We start from the raw sequence: 22194 nt of genomic DNA, 5'->3' as shown, positions 1-22194 counted from the left end.
TGCCGTGCACGCGATCCTCGCCACGCTGGGTTACGTCCTCTCCCCCGATCGTCAGCAGGTGCTGATGATCCGGCGGGACGCCCGGCCGGACGACATCCACTACGGCTACTACAACGGCCTGGGCGGCAAGCTGGAGCCCGGTGAGGACGTCGTGGCCGGGTTGCGCCGGGAGATCCACGAGGAAGCCGGGATCGACTGCACCGGCATCGAACTGGCCGGCACCATCTCGTGGCCCGGATTCGGCCGCAACGGCGAGAACTGGTTCGGCTTCCTCTTCCGGGTCACCGCGTGGACCGGCGAGCCGTACGCGACCAACGACGAGGGCAGCCTCCACTGGACGCCGATCGAGGAGATCCTGGCCGGCAAACACCCGATGTGGGAGTCCGACCGCCACTTCCTGCCACTCGTCTTCGCCGACGAACCAGCGGTCTTCCACGGCATCATGCCTTTTGCCTCCGGCAAGGCCCAGAGCTGGAACTTCACCACCCTTTAGCGGTACGGGCCACGCCTTCCCCAACGCACCATCACGTTCCCGAGCGTCCTCAGCGACGTGGCTGCCCACTCCCGCCCACCACCGCCCGTATCGGGCTGAATCCGCGGCCTCAGCACCCCCTCCAGGCCGCACCGCACCGCCAGCTGACGGCATCCCCACACCACGGACGGCACCTCACCGCGCGATGTCCCTGCCACCCCCAGCCCCAGCGCGCCCCCGAGCAGGCGATCTACCGGCTGGTTCACACCGTCGTCTCAGCATCGGTGAGACAGCGGTGGTGCCCCAGCCGGGCACCGGGGCAGCACGCCGGGCCTCCTTGCGGGGCCGGAGTGGGCAGCCACGTCGCGGTGAGCCGACGCCTCAGCCGCGGTGAGCCGACGCCTCAGCCCGTGACGGGCCCTGGCGGGCGCGAGCGAGCAGTCTCGTCGCCGGCGGAGCCAGGGCACCGCTCCGGTGCGGTTGAGAGAGTCGTGGCCGTACGGAATGAGGGGCTTGATCTTGACCTAGAGCCGACCAGGCCGCCTCCACCCAGCGGTGACCGGACCGTCTTGGGTGAGCGGTGACGGCGGGGTCGCTCAGAAGCGGCGCATGCCGCCGAACTGGCGGTCGCCGGCGTCGCCGAGGCCCGGCACGATGTAGGCCTTCTCGTTGAGTCCGTGGTCGATCGACGCGGTGACCAGGCGCAGCGGCAGGCCGGAGTCGGCGAGGCGCTTGACGCCCTCGGGGGCGGCCAGCACGCAGCAGATGATGATGTCGGTGCAGCCGCGGTCGGCGAGCAGGCGGCAGCAGTGCAGCAGTGAGCCGCCGGTGGCCAGCATCGGGTCGAGCACCAGTACCGGCTGGCCGGTCAGATCGGTGGGCAGCGACTCCATGTAGGCGCGGGGTTCGTGGGTCTCCTCGTCGCGGGCCAGGCCGACGAAGCCCATCGACGACTCGGGGAGCAGCGCGAGGGCGGCGTCGGCCATGCCGAGGCCGGCCCGGAGGACCGGGACGATCAGCGGCGGGTTGGCGAGCCGGGTGCCCTCGGTGGGCGCGACCGGGGTCTCGATGGGGTACTTCTCGACGGCGAAGAGGCGGGCCGCCTCGTAGACCACCATGGTGGTGAGCTCGTGCAGCGACGCACGGAAGACACCGGAGTCGGTCTCGGTGCGGCGCATCGCGGTGAGCCGGGTCTGGGCCAGGGGGTGATCTACTACAAGGACGTCCACGGGCAACAACCTATCGTTCAACCAAGATCAACTGTCACAGGGTTGCGTAGAATCCCTTTCATGACTGTGACAGCGTCCGCCGGACTGTCCGATCTCCGCTCGTTCCTGCACGGCCTGCCCGGGGTCGACAAGGTGGGCGTCGAGGCGCGGGCGGCGGCGCTCGCCACCCGGTCGATCAAGACCACCTCCAAGGCCAAGGCCATCGACCTGGCGATCCGCATGGTCGACCTGACCACGCTCGAGGGTGCCGACACTCCCGGCAAGGTGCGGGCGCTGTGCGCCAAGGCGAGACGCCCCGACCCGGCCGACGCCTCGTGCCCGCCGGTTGCGGCGATCTGCGTCTACCCGGCGATGGTCCGGGTCGCCGCCGAGGCGCTGGCCGGCTCGGGAGTGCATCTGGCCAGCGTGGCGACCGCTTTCCCGTCCGGGCAGGCGCCGCTCGAGGTCAAGCTGGCCGACACCCGGGACGCGGTGGCCGCGGGCGCCGACGAGATCGACATGGTGATCAGCCGCGGCGCGTTCCTGGCCGGTGACTACATCCGCGTCTTCGACGAGATCGTGGCCGTCAAGGAGGCGTGCGGCGGCGCCCACCTCAAGGTCATCCTGGAGACCGGTGAGCTGGGCACCTACGACAACATCCGCCGGGCGTCCTGGCTCGCCATGCTGGCCGGCGCGGATTTCATCAAGACCTCGACCGGCAAGGTGGCGGTCAACGCGACTCTGCCGATCACGCTGGTGATGCTCGAGGCGGTCCGTGACTTCCGGGACCGGCACGGCCGGATCATCGGCGTCAAACCGGCCGGCGGCATCAAGACGACCAAGGACGCCATCAAGTACCTCGTGCTGATCAACGAGACCGTAGGCGACGACTGGCTCAACCCGGACCGGTTCCGGTTCGGCGCCTCCTCTCTGCTCAACGACCTGCTCATGCAGCGCACCAAGCTCACCACCGGCCACTACGCCGGCCCGGACTACTTCACCCTGGACTGAGCTGCCTGAGGCGGCTCCGCCGCACTGCAGGGCAACCCCGATTGGAAGGCCCATGTTCGAGTACGCCCCAGCACCGGAATCCCGTTCCGTAGTCGACATCGCCGGCTCCTACGGTCTGTTCATCGACGGCGACTTCGACAGCGGCAAGGACGGCAACGTCCTCAAGACGGTCAACCCGGCCACCGAGGAGGTGCTGGCCGAGGTGTCGGTCGCCGGGCCGGAGGACGTCGACCGCGCGGTGGCCGCCGCCCGCCGCGCCTTCGGTAGCTGGTCGGCGCTGCCCGGGACGGAACGCGCCAAGTACCTGTTCCGGATCGCCCGGATCATCCAGGAGCGGTCCCGTGAGCTCGCCGTCCTGGAGTCGCTCGACAACGGCAAACCGATCAGGGAGTCGCGGGACGTCGACCTGCCCCTGGTCGCGGCACACTTCTTCTACTACGCGGGCTGGGCCGACAAGCTGGCGTACGCGGGATTCGGCCCCGACCCGAAACCGCTGGGTGTGGCCGGGCAGGTCGTCCCGTGGAACTTCCCGCTGCTGATGCTGGCCTGGAAGATCGCGCCCGCACTCGCCACCGGCAACACCGTGGTGCTCAAGCCGGCCGAGACCACCCCGCTGTCGGCGCTGTTCTTCGCCGACGTCTGCCGGCAGGCGGAACTGCCGCCGGGCGTGGTCAACATCGTCACCGGGGCCGGCGACACCGGCGCGTACCTGGTCCAGCATCCGGACGTGAACAAGGTGGCCTTCACCGGCTCGACCGAGGTGGGCCGGGAGATCGCCCGCTCGGTGGCCGGCACCGGCAAGCGCCTCACCCTGGAGCTCGGCGGCAAGGCGGCGAACATCGTCTTCGACGACGCCCCCATCGACCAGGCCGTCGAGGGCATCGTGAACGGGATCTTCTTCAACCAGGGGCACGTCTGCTGCGCGGGTTCGCGGCTGCTGGTGCAGGAGTCGATCGCCGAGGAACTGCTCGTCTCCCTGAAACGGCGGATGGCCACGCTGCGCGTGGGCGACCCGCTCGACAAGAACACCGACGTCGGCGCGATCAACTCGGCGGCGCAGCTGGCACGTATTAAAGAATTGTCGGAAATAGGGGCCGCGGAGGGCGCCGAGCGCTGGTCGCCGGACTGCCCGCTGCCGGACCGGGGGTTCTGGTTCGCGCCGACCATCTTCACCGGGGTGACCCAGGCTCACCGGATCGCCCGCGAGGAGATCTTCGGGCCGGTGCTCTCGGTGCTCACCTTCCGCACCCCGGAGGAGGCGGTCGCCAAGGCGAACAACACGCCGTACGGCCTGTCCGCCGGCGTCTGGACCGAGAAGGGCTCCCGCATCCTCGCCGTCGCCGACAAACTGCGGGCCGGTGTGGTGTGGGCCAACACGTTCAACAAGTTCGACCCGGCGTCGCCGTTCGGCGGCTACAAGGAGTCCGGCTACGGCCGGGAGGGTGGCCGGCACGGCCTGGAGGCGTACCTTGCCTAAGTCAGTGAAGTCTCCCGCTCCCGAGCCCGGCCGGCTCGCGGTGCGCAAGACGTACAAGCTCTACATCGGCGGTAAGTTCCCGCGCAGCGAGTCAGGACGGACCTTCGTGGTGGACGGCGACAACGTGGCCCTCGCCTCACGCAAGGACGCCCGTGACGCGGTGCTCGCGGCCCGCGCCGCAAGTGCGAAGTGGGCCGGCGCCACGGCGTACAACCGGGGTCAGGTCCTCTATCGGATCGCCGAGATGCTCGAGGCGCGCCGCGCCGAGTTCACCGCGCTGGGGGTCTCCGACGCCGAGCTGAACGCGGCCGTCGACCGCTGGGTGTGGTACGCGGGGTGGGCCGACAAGATCGCCCAGGTGGCCGGGGGCGCCAACCCGGTGGCTGGACCCTTCTTCAACATCTCCGCGCCGGAACCGACCGGGGTCGTCGCGGTGGTCGCGCCGGGCTCCCTTCTCGGGCTGGTCAGTGTGATCGCGCCGGCGATCGTGACCGGCAACACCGTGGTCGTCCTCGCCGCCGGGCCGCAGATCGCGATCTCGCTGGCTGAGGTGCTCGCCACCTCGGACGTACCCGGTGGTGTGGTGAATCTGCTCACCGGGCGGTATGCCGAGACTGCCCCGTGGCTCGCCGCCCACGACGACGTGAACGCCCTCGACCTGACCGGGGTGGAGCACGAGGAGCTGGCCGCCGAGCTGGAACGGGCGGCCGCCGGCAGCCTGAAGCGGGTGATCCGCCCCCGGGCAGCGACCGACTTCACCGCCGATCCCGGCGTGCGGCCGATGACGGCGTTGCTGGAGACGAAGACGGTGTGGCATCCGAAGGGCTACTGAGCCCACCGGGGCGGTTGTCACACAGTGTTGCCGACTAGGGTGTGTGCCCAGAGTCACCCGTCCGTACCACCCCCAGATCACCCGGAGGTCACCGTGACCAGCCAGTCCGACGAGCCCGAGGCGTCCGCGCCGGTGGCCGAGAAGCCCTCGCCCGAGGGGACTTCCGGGCGGGAGCTTTGGGAGCAAGTCCGCATCGAACCGGTGGAGATCGCTCTGCCGGGCGGGGTCGGTCTGACCCTCCGCGCGTACCGGAAGGCGTCCGAGCTCACGCCCACCGAGATCGAGATCGACGAGGACGACCCCTTCGAGGCCCGCAAGCGGCGCGCCGAGGCGGAGGGGGAAGAGGTCATCGTCGACGAGGAGTACCAGTCACTCATCGCCGAGGGCGACGAGACGGACAGCAAGTCCGAGTCGGCCGATGAGCCGGATCCGGCCGACTTCGAGGACGAGTCCTCGAACCAGGAGGCTGATGAGGAAGTACCCATGTTCCTCAGCCACAAGGGCCGACTGCTCGCGTTCAAGAGCACCGAATCGCTGGTCTCCTTCCTTCGTTCGGGTGCTCCGCACGATCTCGCACAATTGGACACCTGGGGTGACCTGGCCGACCGGGTACAGTCGAGCGACGTCGACCCGCTGCCGGAGAACCGCTACGAGCTCGACCTCGTGGTGGAGAACCTGCGCGGCGGTCACGACACGTGGGATCTGCCGCTGCTCATCAACGCCGGCGAAGTGGCCCGCGACCTGGGTTACGCACTCCGCATCAAACCGGTGATCCTGGCATTGGCGCCCGGTTCTCCGCTGGACGACCTGGACGAGTCCCTGCGTACCGCGGAGAAGGGCGGTATGGGTGGATTCTTCGGGCGCCGCCGGTTGAAGAAGATCGGTGCGCAGCAGGCAAGTCTCGGCTGGCGTTCGGTGATCGGGAAGATCTCTGCCGCTGTGGACTGGCGTGACTGACCGATTACCAGGGAGTATCAATCCTTGGCCACAGAGAAGCACCCCCGGGGAGGAGGACGACGCCGTGGCGCTCGTGCGCGTGTACTGCGGTCTGGCGTCGGCTGATGATTCGGTGCGTTCGGCTTCGGCCGCACCGCTGACCATCGCCGTGGTGGACGATGCAGGCCGGCTGCTCGGCGTCCATGAGATCAGCGACGACCCGGCGGGCTATGCCCACCTGGGGACGCTGCTGGTGGAACGGACGACGGGCTTCAGCGACGCGGCGGTCGCCGCCGACAGCGACGACCACGTCGTCACCTCCCTGCTCACCGCGGCCGGTCGGCCATTGGTGGTAGTCGATGACGACGACGCCGACGACTTCGCCGAACGCTTCTCCGACGACGACTCCCCCGAGGAGATCTCCGCGCCGCTCGCCGCCCGCCGGGCGGTCGGACTGGCCCGGGCCCTGCAGGCCGGCGCGATCGCCGCGGTGACCCTTCCGGCGCCGCGCGAGCTGGTCAGCTACAAGCCGGTCCTTGCGGCGCACGTGGCCATGCTGAACGGGCGGAACGCCTCTGCCGTCGCCCTGCGCGAGGTTCTCCGCGAGCTGTACCCGGCCGCCCTCCGGGCGTACCCGGACCCGGCACATCCGGTGGCTCTCGCCGTTCTCGACGCGGTTCCCGAGCCCGGCCGTCTGACCGGCCGGGCCGGTGACCCGGAGGACGCCATCCGCGACATCGCGGTCGAGCTGGCCCGCGCCGGCGTCGGCGGCGAGGACGAGATGGCCGACGCGGTCACCGCCCTGCACGTGGCGATCAGCGAGTCGCCCCGCCGCGGTGGCGTCAACAAGTCCCTCGCCCCGGCCGCCGCCGAGGCGGTCCGGCAGGCGATCTCGGCGGTCCGCTCCTGTGACGCGGCCTGCACCGCCCTGGTCGGCACCCTCGCCGCCCGGGCCACCCCGCCGGTGGGCAACCCCGGTGTCAGCCGCCGCAGTGCCCGTCGTGGCACCGAGCAGGCCCCGCTGCAGCCCGTGCCCAGCAACGACAACGGCTCCCGATTCGGCCGCCGTGGCCGCCCCGAGCCCGCCTCCACCGGTGCCGGCCCGGCCATCCCGCAGCCGATGACCCCTCCGCCGGTCGCCCCCGACCCGATCACGCCGCCGCCGATCGCGCCGGCCGCGGCCAACGGCCTGCCCGGCCGCCCCAGCAACCCGCTGAACCGGCCGGTGTCGGTTCCGCCGCCCCCACCGGGCATGACTCCGATCACTCCGGGTTCCCGCCCGGTTCCGGGCACGCGCAACCCGGCCACCCCGTCCTCGGTGCCGCCGGTCGGCGGCGCGAGCCCGGCCGACGCGGGCGAACCGTTCCGCCCGACCCTCAGCAGTGCCGAGATCACCCGGGCACGTGCCGAGCGCCAGCGCACGGTCATCCCGCCGCGCCCGTCCACCCGGCAGCCCGCCGCCGCCAACGGCTCGGCCGCCGGACCCACCGACTTCAGCCTGCCGATGCCGTCCCAGCGGCCGGGCGCGGAGCCGGCCGAGCCCGGGTCACGCGCCAACTGGCCGCTGCTGAACTCGGACAAGGACGAGGCGACCCGCTCCGAACTGCCGTCACGCGCGACGCCGCCGTCCCGCTCAGACCTGCCGTCCCGGCCGACGTCGTCGCGCCCGGACCTGTCGTCCCGCTCAGACCTGCCGTCCCGGCCGACGTCATCGCGCCCGGACCTGTCGTCCCGCTCGGAACTGCCGTCCCGGCCGACGTCATCGCGCCCGGACCTGTCGTCCCGCTCGGAACTGCCGTCCCGCTCGGAATTGCCGTCCCGCTCCGAGCTGCCCTCCCGGCCGACATCGTCGCGCCCGTCGCCGTCCGCGGCGCCGGTCAGCTCGCCGTCCGGGGGCCGGGTCCGCCCGCCGTGGCAGGACATGCCGGACGAGCCGGCTCCGCTGCAGATGCCGAAAGAGCCCGCGCGGCGCCTCGTCGACCAGGCGAGGAACGGCACCGGGCGGGTCCGCCTGCCCGGGCTCGACCAGCTCGGGGGCGCCTCGCCGCGGCGAGGCGCCGACGAGGAGCGCGCGCCGCGGATCACCGCGCTGGACCGCAGTTCCGCGCCGCCGGTTCCCGCCGACAGCAGCGACGGCGACCTGCTGATCTTCGCAGCGGCCCGGTCGGCCTGGTTCACCGGCCACGACGATTCGGGCGACCGGGACGTCAACTGGGCCAACCCGAACGACAGTGGCTGGCGTGCCGCACAGAAGGCGGCCACCCCGGCCGTCGCCGCGGAGACGTCGGCCGGCCTGCCGAAGCGGGTGCCCCAGGCCAACCTGGTCCCCGGTTCGCCGCTGCGTGAGGAGCGCCCGCTCCGGATCGTCCGCGACGCCGCGTCGATCGCCGCGCACACCACCGGCTACTTCCGTGGCTGGCGGCGGGGCCAGGAGATCGGTGGCTTCGCGATGGGCGGCCGGCCCGGCCGGGAGGCCGCCGGCGGCTGGGACTTCAGCCGTGACGGCCAGCCCGCCGACGAGTACCGGAACAACAACGCCGGTTACAGCGGTCGCTGACACCCGCACCGAGATCGCCGAGAGGCCGCGACCCGAAGGTCGCGGCCTCTCGCATTCCGGCACGGGGCAGGATCGGGGCATGCGAGCGATCATCTTCGACTTCTTCGGTACGCTCACCGACCCCGCGGCCGAACTCCTGCGAAGGGAGACGTTCACAGCCACGGCGGAGGCTCTCGGGGTTCCGCCGGAGCGGTTCTGGACGGCGATGTCCGGCAGTTTCCCGCAACGGATCGTCGGCGCGTACGGCGGAACGCGGGAGACGCTCCTCGCGATGGCCCGGCTCTGCGGAGCCGAACCCGGTGACGACCGCCTCGACCGGGCCGTGGCGACCCACCACGCGGGCGCTGAGCGGGTCCGCAGACCGCGTCCAGGTGTCCTCGCGGTACTCGACCACCTCCGGGCCCTCGACTACCGTCTGGGCCTTCTCAGCGACTGTTCCAGCGAGTTGTACGAGGCGTGGCCGGGAACGGTCTACGCACCGCGGATCGACGCGCCGGTCTTCTCCTGGCGGGAGGGCCTCCGCAAGCCCGACCCGCGGCTGTACGCGACCGCCGCCGCCCGCCTGGGGGTGCCGCCCGCGGAGTGCTGGTTCGTCGGTGACGGCGGCAGCGGCGAACACGCCGGTGCACTGCGGGCCGGCATGCGGCCGGTGCTGGTCACCAATGCGGCCTGGCCGGCGGCGGCCGCACTGCGATCGGACCCGGATGTCTATCTGCCGGATCACCGCATCGACGACATGGACGGGCTGCTTCCCCTACTGGCATCGAGTCCTGCCCAGACCGAGGCCCGCTGAAATCGAAGGCCTGCCGCATCGAAGCCACCAGAAGAGAGACCTGACGGAATTCAGGTCCCGGGAACCGAGACCTGACGGAACGCCCTCGGAACCTGAAGGAAGCGAGCCATGCCAGGAACCGGGGGCCCGCGTAAATCGAGGCCCGCCGGTTCGAGCATCAAGGCCCGCCTGCATCGAGCGATGACATCAGGTGATCGCTCATATACGATGGCAAACGGCCGGAAAGCGCGCGAAAGCCCCGCTTCGACCGGTGGAGTGTTCCTCCGGCGAAGCGGGGCTTCCGACCGCTTTGTCAGACGGGTGCTGTGCTGACCAAGTCGGTGAAGCTGTTGCTCAGGCGGGCGCCGTGGCGCGGGTGCGACGCATCGTCAGGACGTACTCGACAAGCGAGATGAGCACGTTCTTCGTCGACTCGCGGTTACGGGCGTCGCAGCTCACGACGGGCACGTCGCTCGAGACCGCCAGAGCGTCTCGCACGTCCTGCGCGTTGTGGTACTGCATGCCGTCGAAGCAGTTGATCGCCACGAGGTACGGCAAGCGGCGGTGCTCGAAGAAGTCGATGGCGGCGAAGCAGTCGGCGAGCCGACGCGTGTCCACCATGACGACCGCGCCGATGGCACCCCGGACCAGCTCGTCCCACATGAACCAGAACCGCGTCTGGCCAGGCGTTCCGAAGAGGTAGAGGATCAGGTCTCGGTCGATGCTGATCCGGCCGAAGTCCATGGCCACGGTGGTGGTCATCTTGCCCGGCACCTGCCGGTTGTCATCGACACCCACACCGGCCGAGGTCATGATCGCCTCAGTGGTGAGCGGGGTGATCTCAGAGACCGACCCCACCAGCGTCGTCTTGCCGACGCCGAAGCCACCGGCGATGACAATCTTCGCCGATGTCACGCGTCCCGCAGCGGGACGGTGCGACATGTCAGAGCCTGCGAAGTCCACTCAGCACCCTTTCCAGCAGTTCCGTGCCTACCGCGTCGGTCTCGTCTTCGAGCGAGGTGGGCTCGTAAACCGCGACCAGACCGTCAGTGGCCATGTCCGCGACGATCACACGTGCCACACCGAGCGGCAGTTGCATGCGTGCGGCGATCTCGGCGAGCGACTGAACTCTGCCGCCGTCGCACATCGCCGCGATGTACTGATGCTCGCTTCCACCCTGCCCGCCGCGACTAATCCCAGAACGGCCGCGCACGGTTGTCTCGACCAGCGCTTCCAGCGCTATCTCAAGCTTCGGCCGGGTCCGACCGCGGGTCATGGCGTACGGCCTGACCAGCGCGCCAGTCGGCTCATCGCGTTCAGGCATCGTCACCGTCAACCCCTCCCTCGGCCCCTCGAAGTGTATTGGTTATCAAAGCTTTTACCAGTAGCCGGCTGAGCGTACCCGTGGCGGAAAAGCCCAGGCAAACCCATGAATGCTGCCGGCCCACTATCGGTTCAGCCCAGCACCCCGGCCGCCGAGCGCGGCGCGGGTGTGAGAGCCTCGCCGACCCGGTCGACCAGGAGGGCCATCTCGTAGCCGACCTGACCGACATCACAGCTGCGCGCCGCGAGAACCGCGAACGACGAGCCGTCGGAAATGGACATCAGGAACAGGAAACCGTTGTCCATCTCGACGACCGTCTGGAGGACGGCGCCACCCTCAAAGCATCGTGCGGCGCCCTGCGTCAGGCTCACCAGGCCGGACGCGATGGCCGCCAACTGGTCGGCGCGGTCCCGGGGAAGGTCCCGCGAGGACGCCAGGAGCAGCCCATCGGCGGAGACCGCGATCGCGTGCGCGACCCCGGGAACGCGGTCAGCGAAGTTGGCGAGGAGCCAACCCAGATCCTGCGTAGATGTCATGCCTCATGCTCCTTGCCAGCCTGCGAGGGCTGCTGCCCTCCCGGAGTGTCCTCCAGGTTGGTCGATTGTTCCTTGGTGCGACCGCGCTGCACACCGCGGTGGTACGCGGAGAGTAGCCCGCGAACCCCCTCGGGAGTACGGCGCTGGACGGAGTTACCGCCCCGGTCGACACCGCCGGGGACGAGTTGAGCCATCGGCGTGCGCTTCGGCAGGCCCGCCGTGGTGGTGCTGTCGACCGGCGTCTCGGCTGCCTTGCGAGCGGCCTGCCAGCCGTCGTCGGCAGCGGTCCGCCACGGGTTGGCCGCGGGGGCGCCACCGTTGCCGTAGCCGGCCGCAGCCGGTGCGCCAACAGTAGCCGGGTCGAGGTTGCGCGACTCCGGCGACGGCGCCTGCTGCGGAACACCCGCGGTGCGGGTGGGCTCGCCGGTCGGGATCCGCTGGGAGACGACCGATTCCTCGCCGGCACCGGAGACCGTGGGACGGACCGGTTCCGCGCCGGGCGTCGTGGTGAACCACGCCGACTCCAGCTCGCGGAAGATCGGCAGTTCCATGGTCTCGTCCGCGAACGGGACCGCGCCCTCGCGGGCCGACGCCATCTGCGCGGCGGCGGTGGCCTGCGCCTCCGCCGGGTCCGGGACGGGCGGCAGTGCGGGCGACGGGGAGACCGGCGCCGTCTGCGGGTTGGTCGGACGCGCCACCTGCGGCTGAGAATCGAAGTTCTCCGGGCGGTACCGCGGGATCTCGGCAGTCATGTCGAGCGCGGCGGCCAGGTTCTGAGGCACGTGCGGGGTGGCGGGCTCGCGTTCGGCGGCCACCGGCGGCCAGGCCGGAGGTGCCGAGGCGAACTGCCCACGCTGGTCGGCCGGCGATCCGGAGATCGGGGAAGCCGAGATCGGCGCGGACGGGCCCGGAGAGATCGGCGCGGCCGACATCGGAGGGGCCGACGAGACCGGAGGCGCCGAGATCGGCGGAACCGGGGGTGCCGACACCGGCGGCATGAACGCGTTCGGGTTGGACGGAAGCTGACGCGGGATGGTCGCTCCGTAGCCGTTGGTGTCACCGTCAGGACGGAAGTCTCCACCGTTGCGGCGCTGAGCCAGCTCGTCGAGACCGGCGAAGCCCTGCGGGCCGGCCGGTAGCGGCGGGATGACCTCGTTGCTGCGCGGGCCGTGGAATCCGTTGGCCGACCCGTTGCCGTTGCCGTTGTAGCCACCGGCGTTGAACCCGCCGAAGCCGGCCGGGGCCGCTCCGGTGAGGTCCGACCAGGCCGGGACCGCCCCGTTGGACCCGTTGGACCCATTGGGGCCGGGGTAGCCGCTCTCCAGGGCCAGCGGTTCGCCGAAGGCCGGAAGGCCGGAGCCGGGACCGCCGTCGAACGGGCTGCGACCCTGGTCGTACGGGTTGCGACCCTGCACCTGGGCGGAGGCCGCCGCGGCGAGGACCGACACGGGCAGGCCCACCTCGGCGACGGTGCCGCGCTCGCGGTCGGCGGGTCGCAGTTCGACCCGTACCGCGTGCCGGTTCGCCAGCCGGGCGACCACGACGAGGCCCATCATCCGGGAGACGGCCACGTCCACCGTCGGCGGGTTGGCGAGCCGCTCGTTGAGGTCGCGGAGCTGCTCACGGCTGATGCCGATGCCGTGGTCCTCGACCGTCAGCACGGCGTTCTCACCGATACGCCGGGCCTCGACGAGGACGTTGGAGTTCGGCGGAGAGAACGCGGTCGCGTTGTCGAAGAGCTCGGCGACCAGGTGGACCATGTCGTTGACGGCGTGTGCCGCCACCTCGATGTCCCGGTCGATCATGCCGAACTCGATGCGGGTGTAGTGCTCGACCTCGGACTGCGCGGCACGGAGCACGTCGATCAGAGCGGCGGGCTCACGCTGCACACGGGTCGAGTCGGCGCCCGCGAGGACCAGGAGGTTCTCGTCGTTACGGCGCATTCGGGTGGCCAGGTGGTCGAGCTGGAAGAGCTCGGCCAGCCGGTCCGGGTCCTCCTCGCCGCGCTCCAGACGGTCCAGGTGACCGATGAGCCGGTCGACCAGGATCTGGGAACGGCGGGCGAGGTTGACGAACATCGTCGCAACGGAGGCACGGAGGGCGGCCTGCTCGGCCGCGGTCCGGACCGCCTCGAGGTGAACCGCGTTGAACGCCTCGGTCACCTGCCCGAACTCGTCCCGGCTACGCACCGGGAGTGGCTCGGCGATCTGGTCGGCGACCTGGGCCGGGGTGAGCGACGCGGAGAGCGCCGGGTCACGCAGCCGGCTCACCGCGTGCGGCAGGCCGAACTGGGCGACCGCGAGGGCACCCTGACGCAGCTCACGCAGCGAGCGGGCCATCGACCGGGCGACGAGCCAGGCGAAGAGGATGGCCAGCAGCAGCATGCTGAGCAGGAGGCTGGTCCGCAGGAAGACGTCCTGGTTCGTCTCGTCGCGCAGCGCCGTGGCGTCGGCAACGATCCGCTTGTCGAACTCGATCTCGACCTGACGGAACAGCTGGTTGTAGCCGGCCAGTGCCTCTTCCCACTTCGCCGAGTCGAACGGGAGGTTCCCGGTGGCCTGCGGCTGCCGGTACTCCAGCGGGTCGGCGTAGTTCTCCGCGGCCTGCCGCTTCTCGCCGGTGACCGTGTTGTTGAAGTAGGCCACCTCGTCCGCCGTGCCGACCGAGGTGAGGGTGTCCAGCGCCAGGCTGTAACCGGTCTTGGTCTGCAGCATCTTCCGGCGCAGGTCGTTGTCGAACCGCTGGGCGTCGACGATCTGCTGGCCGAGGTAACGCTGCTGGGCGATGTAGTCCTTGGCCCGGGCCACCGCGGCGACGACCCGCAGGTTGTCGCTCAGCTCCTGGTCGAAGGCCAGCTGCGCGGAGATGTCGCGGACCTTGAGCAGGTCCTCGATGAGCTGGTTGTAGGTGTTGCGGACGTTGTCGACGTCCTCGCCACCGTTGGCGGCGCGGCTACGGAAGGCCGGCAGGTCCTCGAGGTTGCGGTCCAGCCGCAGGAGCAGGGTGCCGACGTTGTCGGGCACGTCCTCGAGCGCGGTGTTCTGCTGGAGGTACGGAGTCTTGGCCTTGTCGACCTCGGGGTGCTCCTGGTTGTAGAGCTTGACCGCATTCTTGAACGGGTCGGTGTCCTTGTCGCTGACCGCGATCATGATGCCGTAGGTCCGCTCGGCCTGCAGGTGGTCCACCAGACCACCGGCGGCCTCGGAAAGCACCGAGAGAGTGCGTGCCCGGTCCGCGTTGCTGGCTTCGTCGATCTGCTCCACGAGGCCGTTGACACCGACGACGATCGTTGCCACCGTCGGCACCAGCATGATCAGCCCAAGTTTGGACCAGATGGGTAGGTCTCGGAGCCGACCCGCGGGTCGACTGAGACGCGACATGACGCCATTCGCGCTGTTAGGGCGCTTGCTCACGTCACCGTCCTCCTGATTCGGGCCCGGCATTCGGCTCGCCAGGCACCGCACACGGCCGACTCGCCGACGTCGGGCCCCCGAGATTCCATCACGACAAGTGTCAAAGAGAAAGAGCAGGCGGACACGGACCGGTTGTGTGACGCGATGTTGCAACGTCGTAGTTGGACATCGCCGGTCTTGGTATCACTGCCTGTGGAGCCGCACATCTCTCAAGGTCACTTACTCGGTCGGCGCAGCATTGGGGGGTGGGTGCACGCCGACCGGGTCCCGATCGTAGTCGATCGCGATAGAAGTGACGATGACTCGGTTCCCCGCGATCGGCAAGGCAAGGTGCCAGAGTATGCCGAGTTTGCAGGCGGCAGTCTAGCCGAACGTCGGGGCCCCAGAGTCTGACGGACGATTTCTTTTGACGTACGTTCATTCAGATCCGGTTATGACCTGATATACCCGGATCTCACGCCAGCAGTTTGGCGTACGCCGGTTTGATCACCTCGTTGATCAGGACTAGGCGCTCGTCGTACGGGATGAAAGCGCTCTTCATGGCATTGATGGTCAGCCACTGCAGTTCCATCCAGCCCCACCCGAACGCCTCCGTCAGCAGCGTCATCTCGCGTGACATCGACGTACCGCTCATCAGCCGGTTGTCGGTGTTGACCGTGACCCGGAACCGGAGATCGTGCAGCAGCTTGATCGGGTGCTCGGCGATCGACGGGGCGGCACCGGTCTGGACGTTCGACGACGGGCACATCTCCAGCGGGATCCGCTTGTCACGCACGTACGCGGCGAGACGGCCCAGCACCGGCGGCGCCGAGTGGGTGCCCCCGGTCACCGACGGGGCGCTCGGGACGTCCGCGCCGGCCGCGATGTCGTCGACCAGGCGTACGCCGTGACCGAGCCGGTCGGCGCCGCACCACTGGAGGGCCTGCCAGATCGACGGGAGGCCGAACGCCTCGCCGGCGTGGATGGTGAAGTGGAAGTTCTCCCGCTGCAGGTACTCGAAGGCGTCCAGGTGGCGGGTGGGCGGGAACCCGGCCTCGGCACCGGCGATGTCGAAACCGACCACACCGGTGTCCCGGTACCGGACCGCCAGCTCGGCGATCTCCTGCGATCGGGCGGCGTGCCGCATGGCGGTCAGCAGCGTGCCGATCCGGATGGGGCGGCCGTCCGCGGCCGCTTCGGCGCAGCCCTCGCGGAACCCGGCGTGCACGGCCTCGACCACCCGGTCCAGCGTGAGCCCGCGTTCGAGGTGCTGCTCGGGGGCATACCGGATCTCGGCGTAGACGACGCCGTCGGCGGACAGGTCGAGAGCGCACTCCTTCGCGACCCGGTGCAGGCCCTCCTCGGTCTGCATCACGGCCACGGTGTGGGCGAAGGTCTCCAGGTACCGTTCCAGCGAGCCGGAGTCGGCGGCCGCGACGAACCACTCGCCGAGGCGCTCCGGATCGGTGGACGGCAGTTCGTGACCGACCGCCTCGGCCAGCTCGACGATGGTGGCCGGCCGCAGGCCGCCGTCCAGATGGTCGTGCAACAGAACCTTCGGCGCCTTGATGATGTCGGAATGTGCGATGCCAGCCATCAGAAGAGCCTAGTAGGAAGCCCTTGATGATCGACGGAGCAATTCCGCATCTGCGATGCCCGGTGTGCCGGGAAACACTCGCCCGCGAGGACCGGGCGTTGCGCTGCCCACGCCGGCACAGCTTCGACATGGCCCGTCAGGGGTACGCCGACCTGAGCGCCGGACGGCTGCCGCACATCGGGGACAGCGCCGAGATGGTGGCCGATCGCGCCGGTTTCCTGGCCGCCGGCCACTACTCGTTCATCGCCGCCGAACTGGCCCGGCACTCCACCGGCGGGCTGGTGCTCGACGCGGGCACCGGCACCGGCGACTACCTGGCCCGGTTCCTGGACGGATCCCCCGAAGCGATCGGTATCGGCCTGGACGTGTCCAAGCCGGCGCTGCGGCGGGCCGCTCGGGCGCATCCGCGGGCGGCGGCGGTGCTGACCGACCTGTGGCGGCCGCTGCCGGTGGCGGACGCGGCCGCAAGCGTGATCCTGAACGTCTTCGCGCCGCGCAACGGACCCGAGTTCCACCGGGTGCTCCGGCCCGCGGGGGTGCTGCTGGTGGTCACGCCGGCCGCCGACCACCTGTCCGAACTGGTCACCGCGCACGGGCTGATCCAGGTGGACCCGGACAAGGCGGCACGGGTGAGCGGCAGCCTGGGCGAGCACTTCACGCCGGGGACGAGCCGGACGCTGCGGCGTGAGCTGAAACTGACCGCGGCCGAGGTGCGCACGCTGATCGGAATGACACCGAGCGCCCGGCACGTACCGGTGGAGGAACTGCCCACCCACGACCTGACGGTGACGGCCGCGGTCGACGTGGCGGTGTACCGGCCGCGCTGACCCGTCAGACGGAGAGGTCGACCTCTTCCCACTCCGGGGGGTCGTCGTGGTACGGCCCCTTGAAGACGACCGCCCACTCCAGGGCCCACCGGCGCTGGCCGATCGCGTTGCCGTCCACCTCGCCGGGCAGGGACCGGCCGCTCTGCTCCGCCTCCTGGAAGGCCCAGTCCAGGCAGTAGTAGAGATCCAGCAGAACCGCCGCCTCGACCGGGTCCCGGAGCGCGACAAGCGACCGGGACCGCCAGCTGGCGAAGGTCTCACCGGCCGGCAGGTCCGGCATCTGCGCCATCATCCGGTCGTCCGGCGGCACCGTGGGGTCCAGGTGCCGGCTCAGTCCGAGCAGCCAGGCCAGGGCGAAGACCGCGTCGTGATGCAGCACGAACGAGCGGTGGTCGCCCTTGGCGCCGATCACGAACTGCCACTCCGGCGGGGTGACCAGCTCCACCAGGTGCGAGCCGAGCAGCCAGCTCATCGCGGCCTCGGTGGGCATACCGAAGCAGCGGGCGACGACCACGTGCAGCACCGCGGCACGGGCCTCCAGTTCCGCGGTGGGACGCAGCTCGACCGTGTCACCCTCTTCCCAGACCAGCGGGAACGCCAGTGGGGGCAGGGGCAGGCCGAGACGGGCCAGCTCGTCGAGACTGGCCTCGCGGACCGCGCGGGGGTCGGGGACGGCCTTCTGCATGGCGGCTCAGGCTATGCGGTCGAGCAGGAGCGGGGAAGGGTCGGCCGGCTCGGTACCGAGGACGACCGCTGCGGCCGCATCGTCGCGTGCCACCGGAATCCGCGACTCGTCATCGGTCCGGAGCTCCAGCAATACGTCACCGGCCTTGACCCGGTCACCCGGGCGGACCCGCAGTTGCACGCCGGCACCGAAGCTCACCGGGTCCTCCTTACGGGCGCGTCCGGCGCCGAGACGCCAGGCCGCGATGCCGACGCCGTACGCGTCGATCGAGGTCACCACGCCGTCGGAGCCGGCCCGGAGCACCTCGGTGTGCGCGGCGGTCGGCAGCGGCGCGTCCGGGTCGCCGCCCTGGGCGCGGATCATCGCCCGCCAGGTGTCCATCGCTGCCCCGGAGGTCAGCGCCTTCTCCGGGTCGGCGTCGACCCCGGCGGCGGCGAGCATCTCGCGGGCCAGCGCCAGCGTGAGATCCACCACATCGGACGGTCCGCCGCCGGCGAGGACCTCCACCGACTCGGCGACCTCGTTGGCATTGCCGATCGCGAGGCCGAGCGGGGTACTCATGTCGGTGAGCAGGGCCACCGTGGTGACGCCGCTGTCCTTGCCGAGCTGCACCATGGTGCGGGCCAGTTCGCGGGCGCTGGCCAGGTCCTTCATGAACGCGCCGGTGCCGACCTTCACGTCCAGCACCAGCGCACCGGTGCCCTCGGCGATCTTCTTGCTCATGATGGAGCTGGCGATCAGCGGGATGGCCTCGACCGTGCCGGTGACGTCGCGCAGCGCGTACAGCTTGCGGTCGGCTGGTGCCAGGCCCTCGCCGGCCGCGCAGATGACCGCGCCGATGTCCTGCAGCTGGCTCTTGAACTGGTCGTTCGAGATGCGGGCCTGCCAGCCGGCGATCGACTCGAGCTTGTCCAGCGTGCCGCCGGTGTGGCCCAGGCCGCGGCCGGACAGCTGGGGCACCGCCACGCCGCAGGCGGCGACCAGCGGAGTGAGCGGCAGGGTGATCTTGTCGCCGACGCCACCGGTGGAGTGCTTGTCGGCGGTCGGGCGCGACACCGAGGAGAGGTCCAGCCGCTCACCGCTGGCGATCATCGCGGCGGTCCAGCGGGCGATCTCGGCGGGCGTCATGCCGCGCAGCAGGATCGCCATGGCCAGCGCCGACATCTGCTCGTCCGCGACGACACCCTTGGTGTAGGCGTCGACCACCCAGTCGATCTGGGCGCCGGTGAGCTCGTGGCCGTCCCGTTTGGCCCGGATGACGTCCACCGCTGCGAAAGCGCTCACTGTTTTTCCTCTTCCCAACGCTGCGGGATGCCCTCCGGGGCCTCCCCCTCGCCCGCCCAGGACAGACCGCCCTCGGCATCGACCACGACGACCCGCGGGGTGCGGACCAGCCCCCACGCCACCGCGGCGGCCGCGTTCGGCAGGTTCGGCCCCTCCTCGAGGATGCCCTTCTCATCGGCCGAACCCGGCTCGCCGGACGACCGCTCCCAATAGCCCGTCCAGATCGTCGCGCCGCCGGACAGGTCCGGGTGGACGAAGACGGTGCCGCGGCCGCGCCACTTGGCCAGCTCGGCCGGGACGTCGGCGGCACCGACCGGGCCGGTGACCCGTTCCATGTCCTCGTAGCCGAACGCGTACGGCAACAGCTCGGTCATCCGCAGCGGCCGGGGCAGCGCCTCGACCAGCAGTTCCGGGCCGCCGTGCTCCCACAGCAGCTGACGGCACCGGCCGCAGGGCATCAGCGGGGCGCCGGTGGCGTCGACGCACGAGATCGCCACCAGCCGGCCGCCACCCGTCGCGTGCAATGAGCTGACCAGGCCGCACTCGGCGCACAGGGTCATCCCCAGGGACGCGTTCTCCACGTTGCAGCCGACGATCACCCGGCCGTCGTCGACCAGGCCGGCAACGCCGACCGGGAAGTCTGACACCGGCGTGTAGGCCCGCCGCATCGTCTCGATGGCGGCAGCCCGCAGGGCCGCCCAGTCGATCTCCATGACGCCGATTCTGCCGTACGAGCGGGACGGATTTACCGCGGCACCGGTACCGGCGGACAATAAATGATCATGAAACAGGGCGGAAACCGCAGGCCTCCGCCCTGTTTTTTCAAGATCAACCCTTGACGTACGGGAGACCGTCCGCCGCCGGGGCACGGACCCGGCCCACCAGCCCCGCCACCGCGATCAGTGTCGCCAGGTAGGGCAGCATGTTCAGGAACTGGCTCGGCACCGGGCTCTCGATCGCACCCAGATAGGTGGCCAGCTTCTGGGCGAACCCGAAGAACAGTGCCGCCCCGAAGGCCCCGAACGGGGTGTAGCGGCCGAAGATGAGCGCTGCCAGAGCGATGAAGCCGGCGCCCGCGGTCATGTTCTTGGTGAAGCTGCCCGTCGCCACCAGGGTGAAGTACGCCCCGCCGACACCGGCGACCACACCGCCGAGCAGCACGTTCAGGTACCGCAGGCCGCGTACCCGGATGCCGACCGTGTCAGCCGCGGTCGGGTGCTCGCCGACCGCACGGGTCCGCAGACCCCACCGGGTCCGGTTGAGCCCGAAATGAATCAGCACGACCAGGCCCAGCGCCAGCCAGACCAGCAGGTTGGACTCGAACAGCACCGGGCCGATCACCGGGATGTCGGCGAGTCCGGGGATCCGCCACTCGGGCATCTGCGGCGGCTGGTTGTACGTCTGGGCGTCCGGCTGCATCAGGCGCTCGTAGAGGAAGCCGGTGATACCGAGCGCGAACAGGTTCAGCACCATGCCCACGACGGTCTGGTCGACCAGGTAGCGGATCGACAGCACGGCCAGGATCGCCGCGATGATCACACCGCCGACGGCCGCGCTGATCAGTCCCGCCCAGACGCTGGTGGCCATCGTGCCGACCAGGGCCCCGGCGAACGCGCCCATCAGGAACTGGCCCTCGATCGCCACGTTGACCACACCGGAACGCTCACCGAGCACACCGGCGAGCGCACCCAGGATCAGCGGCAGCGCGAGCTGCAGCGTGCCGTCGGTGGTGTCCACCAGCGGCATGAACTCCCCCGCCACCTGCCAGCAGAGGAAGGAGAGCACGAAGGTCAGGATGCCGACGCTGAGCAGGGCGTTGGACCAGCGCTTGAGCAGGCCGGCGAAGAGCACCCCGCCGGCTGCCACGGTCAGCAGCCCGAAAAGGATCGCGCCGAACTGGCCGTTGATGGAGAGCGCGGCGCCCGCGGCGTCCTCGCTCAGGGTGAACCGGGCGTCCTCGCTCGGTGCCAGTGCGCCGAACGCCCCGGCGGCCAGTCCGCCGATCAGGACGAGGCCGAGGCCGAGGCGGCGCTGCCGGGTCCAGAACGGCTCCGGCGCGGCGACCTCGGGCAGGTCCTCCACAGTCGCGGTCGACATGTCCTCAGCCCTTCGCCAGGGAGGCGCCGAGCCCGGCAGCCCGGGCGGCACGCAGACGGAAGATCGCCTTCACCAGAGCGGGGGCGGCGATGAAGATGACGATGAGCGCCTGCAGCACGGTGACCAGTTCCAACGAGATGCCGGAGTAGGACTGCATCCGGTTGCCGCCGGCCCGCAGGACGCCGAACAGCAGCGCCGCGAAGAACGTGCTCCACGGACGGTTGCGTCCCAGCAGGGCGACGAGCAGGCCCTCGAAGCCGATGTTGCCGGCCACCGCGGGGGTCAGCTGGTGCGCGGTGCCGAGAACCTGCACGGCCCCGCCCATTCCGGCCAGGCCGCCGGCGATCGCCATGAGCAGGATGTAGGTCTTGCTGACACTGATGCCGGCGGTCTTCGCGGCGTGCGGGTTGGAACCCACCGCCCGCAGCTCGAAGCCGAACGCCGACCGGTTCAGCAACCAGGCGACCCCGGCCGTGACCAGGACGGCGAGGATGATGCCCAGGTTGACGCGGATCTGGCCGCCGGGCGACGGCAGCATCGCGGACTGGTCGACCATCTTGCTGATCGCGTCGCTCTTGCCGGGCGCCTGGATGCCCTTCTGAATGACCAGCCAGGACAGGAAGAGCCCGGCGGTGTAGTTGAGCATGATCGTGGTGATCACCTCGTGCGCCCCGGTCCGGGCCTTGAGGAAGCCCGGGATGAAGCCCCACAACGCGCCGCCGATGATGCCGGCGACGATCGCGACGATCAGGTTCAGCACGATCGGCAGCCCGAAGGTGAACCCGGCGACACCGGCCGCGAGGCAGCCGAGCACGGCCTGCCCCTGCGCGCCGATGTTGAACAGGCCGCCACGGAACGCCAGCGCGACCGACAGGCCGGTGAACACCAGCGGCGCCGCGTACGTCAGCGTCTCGGACAGCTGAAAGAACGCCTGCTGCCAGGTGGCGGTGCCGGCGAACCAGGCCGAGAAGACCGCGGGGTCACCGAGGGCGCCCTTGAGCAGATCGCCGTACGCCGTGCTGACCAGCAGCCAGCTGGACTCCACCGCGTCACTCGGACGGGCGGTGAAGTATCCGAACTTCGCCAGCACGTCCGCGTCCGAGACGATGATCAGAACCGCGCCGATGATCACGGCCAGGATCATCGACAGGAACGTCAGCGTGACGTTGTTCGCGGACCAGAGTCTC

General features: G+C 70.3%; 19 protein-coding genes. 8 read left to right on the top strand and 11 right to left on the bottom strand.

Annotated elements, in window-relative coordinates; all coding sequences use genetic code 11:
• The first annotated feature begins 4 nt into the window (after positions 1 to 4).
• Complete coding sequence (locus tag AB0G04_RS02245; protein ID WP_360974921.1) at positions 5 to 493, top strand: 8-oxo-dGTP diphosphatase; 489 nt, start codon at positions 5 to 7, stop codon at positions 491 to 493.
• 575 nt (positions 494 to 1068) lie between these two features.
• On the opposite strand, the gene upp is transcribed toward AB0G04_RS02245, so the two are convergent.
• Positions 1069 to 1701, bottom strand: a complete 633-nt coding sequence (gene upp / locus AB0G04_RS02240; protein ID WP_360974918.1) for a uracil phosphoribosyltransferase — start codon at positions 1699 to 1701, stop codon at positions 1069 to 1071.
• A gap of 60 nt (positions 1702 to 1761) precedes the next feature.
• Between upp and deoC the strand changes: the two genes are divergently transcribed.
• The 6 genes from deoC (at position 1762) to AB0G04_RS02210 (ending at position 9286) form a co-directional block, all read left to right on the top strand.
• The gene (deoC, locus tag AB0G04_RS02235; protein ID WP_360974915.1) at positions 1762 to 2691 is read left to right on the top strand and encodes a deoxyribose-phosphate aldolase; all 930 of its coding nucleotides are present in this window, start codon (positions 1762 to 1764) and stop codon (positions 2689 to 2691) included.
• Positions 2692 to 2743: 52 nt separating this feature from the next.
• On the top strand, positions 2744 to 4168 hold the full coding sequence (locus AB0G04_RS02230) for an aldehyde dehydrogenase family protein (protein WP_360974912.1): 1425 nt from the start codon (positions 2744 to 2746) through the stop codon (positions 4166 to 4168).
• 4 nt (positions 4169 to 4172) lie between these two features.
• On the top strand, positions 4173 to 5000 hold the full coding sequence (locus AB0G04_RS02225; protein WP_360974909.1) for an aldehyde dehydrogenase family protein: 828 nt from the start codon (positions 4173 to 4175) through the stop codon (positions 4998 to 5000).
• A gap of 132 nt (positions 5001 to 5132) precedes the next feature.
• Positions 5133 to 5957: a DNA primase gene (locus AB0G04_RS02220; RefSeq protein WP_360976217.1), complete on the top strand. Its 825-nt coding sequence runs from the start codon at positions 5133 to 5135 to the stop codon at positions 5955 to 5957.
• A 64-nt stretch (positions 5958 to 6021) separates the two neighbouring features.
• Positions 6022 to 8493, top strand: coding sequence for a transposase (locus tag AB0G04_RS02215; protein WP_360974907.1), 2472 nt, complete (start codon positions 6022 to 6024; stop codon positions 8491 to 8493).
• Between the two features lie 79 nt (positions 8494 to 8572).
• Positions 8573 to 9286, top strand: a complete 714-nt coding sequence (locus tag AB0G04_RS02210; protein ID WP_360974904.1) for an HAD family hydrolase — start codon at positions 8573 to 8575, stop codon at positions 9284 to 9286.
• Positions 9287 to 9619: 333 nt separating this feature from the next.
• Here AB0G04_RS02210 and AB0G04_RS02205 read toward each other — a convergent pair whose 3' ends face one another.
• From AB0G04_RS02205 to AB0G04_RS02185, 5 genes are all read right to left on the bottom strand, one after another.
• On the bottom strand, positions 9620 to 10207 hold the full coding sequence (locus AB0G04_RS02205; protein ID WP_043533378.1) for an ATP/GTP-binding protein: 588 nt from the start codon (positions 10205 to 10207) through the stop codon (positions 9620 to 9622).
• A 1-nt stretch (position 10208) separates the two neighbouring features.
• Positions 10209 to 10589, bottom strand: coding sequence for a DUF742 domain-containing protein (locus AB0G04_RS02200; protein WP_043533582.1), 381 nt, complete (start codon positions 10587 to 10589; stop codon positions 10209 to 10211).
• A gap of 131 nt (positions 10590 to 10720) precedes the next feature.
• Complete coding sequence (locus AB0G04_RS02195) at positions 10721 to 11125, bottom strand: roadblock/LC7 domain-containing protein (RefSeq protein WP_067706828.1); 405 nt, start codon at positions 11123 to 11125, stop codon at positions 10721 to 10723.
• The gene (locus tag AB0G04_RS02190; RefSeq protein ID WP_360974901.1) at positions 11122 to 14538 is read right to left on the bottom strand and encodes a nitrate- and nitrite sensing domain-containing protein; all 3417 of its coding nucleotides are present in this window, start codon (positions 14536 to 14538) and stop codon (positions 11122 to 11124) included. Before AB0G04_RS02190 ends, AB0G04_RS02195 begins: the two co-directional genes overlap by 4 nt.
• Before the next feature lie 454 nt (positions 14539 to 14992).
• The gene (locus tag AB0G04_RS02185; protein WP_360974898.1) at positions 14993 to 16114 is read right to left on the bottom strand and encodes an adenosine deaminase; all 1122 of its coding nucleotides are present in this window, start codon (positions 16112 to 16114) and stop codon (positions 14993 to 14995) included.
• A gap of 26 nt (positions 16115 to 16140) precedes the next feature.
• Here AB0G04_RS02185 and AB0G04_RS02180 point away from each other — a divergent pair, with 26 nt between their 5' ends.
• The gene (locus AB0G04_RS02180; RefSeq protein WP_360974895.1) at positions 16141 to 16941 is read left to right on the top strand and encodes a putative RNA methyltransferase; all 801 of its coding nucleotides are present in this window, start codon (positions 16141 to 16143) and stop codon (positions 16939 to 16941) included.
• A 4-nt stretch (positions 16942 to 16945) separates the two neighbouring features.
• Here the strand turns inward: AB0G04_RS02180 and AB0G04_RS02175 are convergent, their stop codons facing one another.
• The 5 genes from AB0G04_RS02175 to AB0G04_RS02155 all read right to left on the bottom strand — a co-directional run bounded on the left by AB0G04_RS02175 (position 16946) and on the right by AB0G04_RS02155 (position 22151).
• Positions 16946 to 17626: a DUF4272 domain-containing protein gene (locus AB0G04_RS02175; protein ID WP_360974892.1), complete on the bottom strand. Its 681-nt coding sequence runs from the start codon at positions 17624 to 17626 to the stop codon at positions 16946 to 16948.
• A gap of 6 nt (positions 17627 to 17632) precedes the next feature.
• On the bottom strand, positions 17633 to 18910 hold the full coding sequence (locus tag AB0G04_RS02170; RefSeq protein ID WP_360974889.1) for a thymidine phosphorylase: 1278 nt from the start codon (positions 18908 to 18910) through the stop codon (positions 17633 to 17635).
• Positions 18907 to 19623 carry a cytidine deaminase gene (locus AB0G04_RS02165; protein ID WP_360974886.1) on the bottom strand — a complete coding sequence of 239 codons (717 nt, stop codon included), beginning with the start codon at positions 19621 to 19623 and terminating at the stop codon, positions 18907 to 18909. Before AB0G04_RS02165 ends, AB0G04_RS02170 begins: the two co-directional genes overlap by 4 nt.
• Before the next feature lie 115 nt (positions 19624 to 19738).
• Positions 19739 to 21007: an ABC transporter permease gene (locus AB0G04_RS02160; RefSeq protein WP_360974883.1), complete on the bottom strand. Its 1269-nt coding sequence runs from the start codon at positions 21005 to 21007 to the stop codon at positions 19739 to 19741.
• Between the two features lie 4 nt (positions 21008 to 21011).
• The gene (locus AB0G04_RS02155) at positions 21012 to 22151 is read right to left on the bottom strand and encodes an ABC transporter permease (RefSeq protein ID WP_360976213.1); all 1140 of its coding nucleotides are present in this window, start codon (positions 22149 to 22151) and stop codon (positions 21012 to 21014) included.
• Positions 22152 to 22194 lie beyond the last annotated feature (43 nt).

It is taken from the genome of Actinoplanes sp. NPDC023801, assembly GCF_040639655.1.
Taxonomy (GTDB): Bacteria; Actinomycetota; Actinomycetes; order Mycobacteriales; family Micromonosporaceae; genus Actinoplanes.
Note: the sequence above shows the minus strand (reverse complement) of the source record. Positions and strands in the feature narration are given on the sequence as shown.

Excerpts from the sequence above, each read along its gene's own strand:
- AB0G04_RS02205 (WP_043533378.1), bottom strand. The coding sequence starts at position 10,207 with ATGTCGCACCGTCCCGCTGCGGGACGCGTGACATCGGCGAAGATTGTC.
- AB0G04_RS02200 (WP_043533582.1), bottom strand. The coding sequence starts at position 10,589 with ATGCCTGAACGCGATGAGCCGACTGGCGCGCTGGTCAGGCCGTACGCC.
- AB0G04_RS02195 (WP_067706828.1), bottom strand. The coding sequence starts at position 11,125 with ATGACATCTACGCAGGATCTGGGTTGGCTCCTCGCCAACTTCGCTGAC.
- AB0G04_RS02165 (WP_360974886.1), bottom strand. The coding sequence starts at position 19,623 with ATGGAGATCGACTGGGCGGCCCTGCGGGCTGCCGCCATCGAGACGATG.
- AB0G04_RS02160 (WP_360974883.1), bottom strand. The coding sequence starts at position 21,007 with ATGTCGACCGCGACTGTGGAGGACCTGCCCGAGGTCGCCGCGCCGGAG.
- AB0G04_RS02185 (WP_360974898.1), bottom strand. The coding sequence starts at position 16,114 with ATGGCTGGCATCGCACATTCCGACATCATCAAGGCGCCGAAGGTTCTG.
- AB0G04_RS02230 (WP_360974912.1), top strand. The coding sequence starts at position 2,744 with ATGTTCGAGTACGCCCCAGCACCGGAATCCCGTTCCGTAGTCGACATC.
- AB0G04_RS02155 (WP_360976213.1), bottom strand. The coding sequence starts at position 22,151 with ATGATCCTGGCCGTGATCATCGGCGCGGTTCTGATCATCGTCTCGGAC.
- deoC (WP_360974915.1), top strand. The coding sequence starts at position 1,762 with ATGACTGTGACAGCGTCCGCCGGACTGTCCGATCTCCGCTCGTTCCTG.
- AB0G04_RS02210 (WP_360974904.1), top strand. The coding sequence starts at position 8,573 with ATGCGAGCGATCATCTTCGACTTCTTCGGTACGCTCACCGACCCCGCG.
- AB0G04_RS02180 (WP_360974895.1), top strand. The coding sequence starts at position 16,141 with ATGATCGACGGAGCAATTCCGCATCTGCGATGCCCGGTGTGCCGGGAA.
- AB0G04_RS02175 (WP_360974892.1), bottom strand. The coding sequence starts at position 17,626 with ATGCAGAAGGCCGTCCCCGACCCCCGCGCGGTCCGCGAGGCCAGTCTC.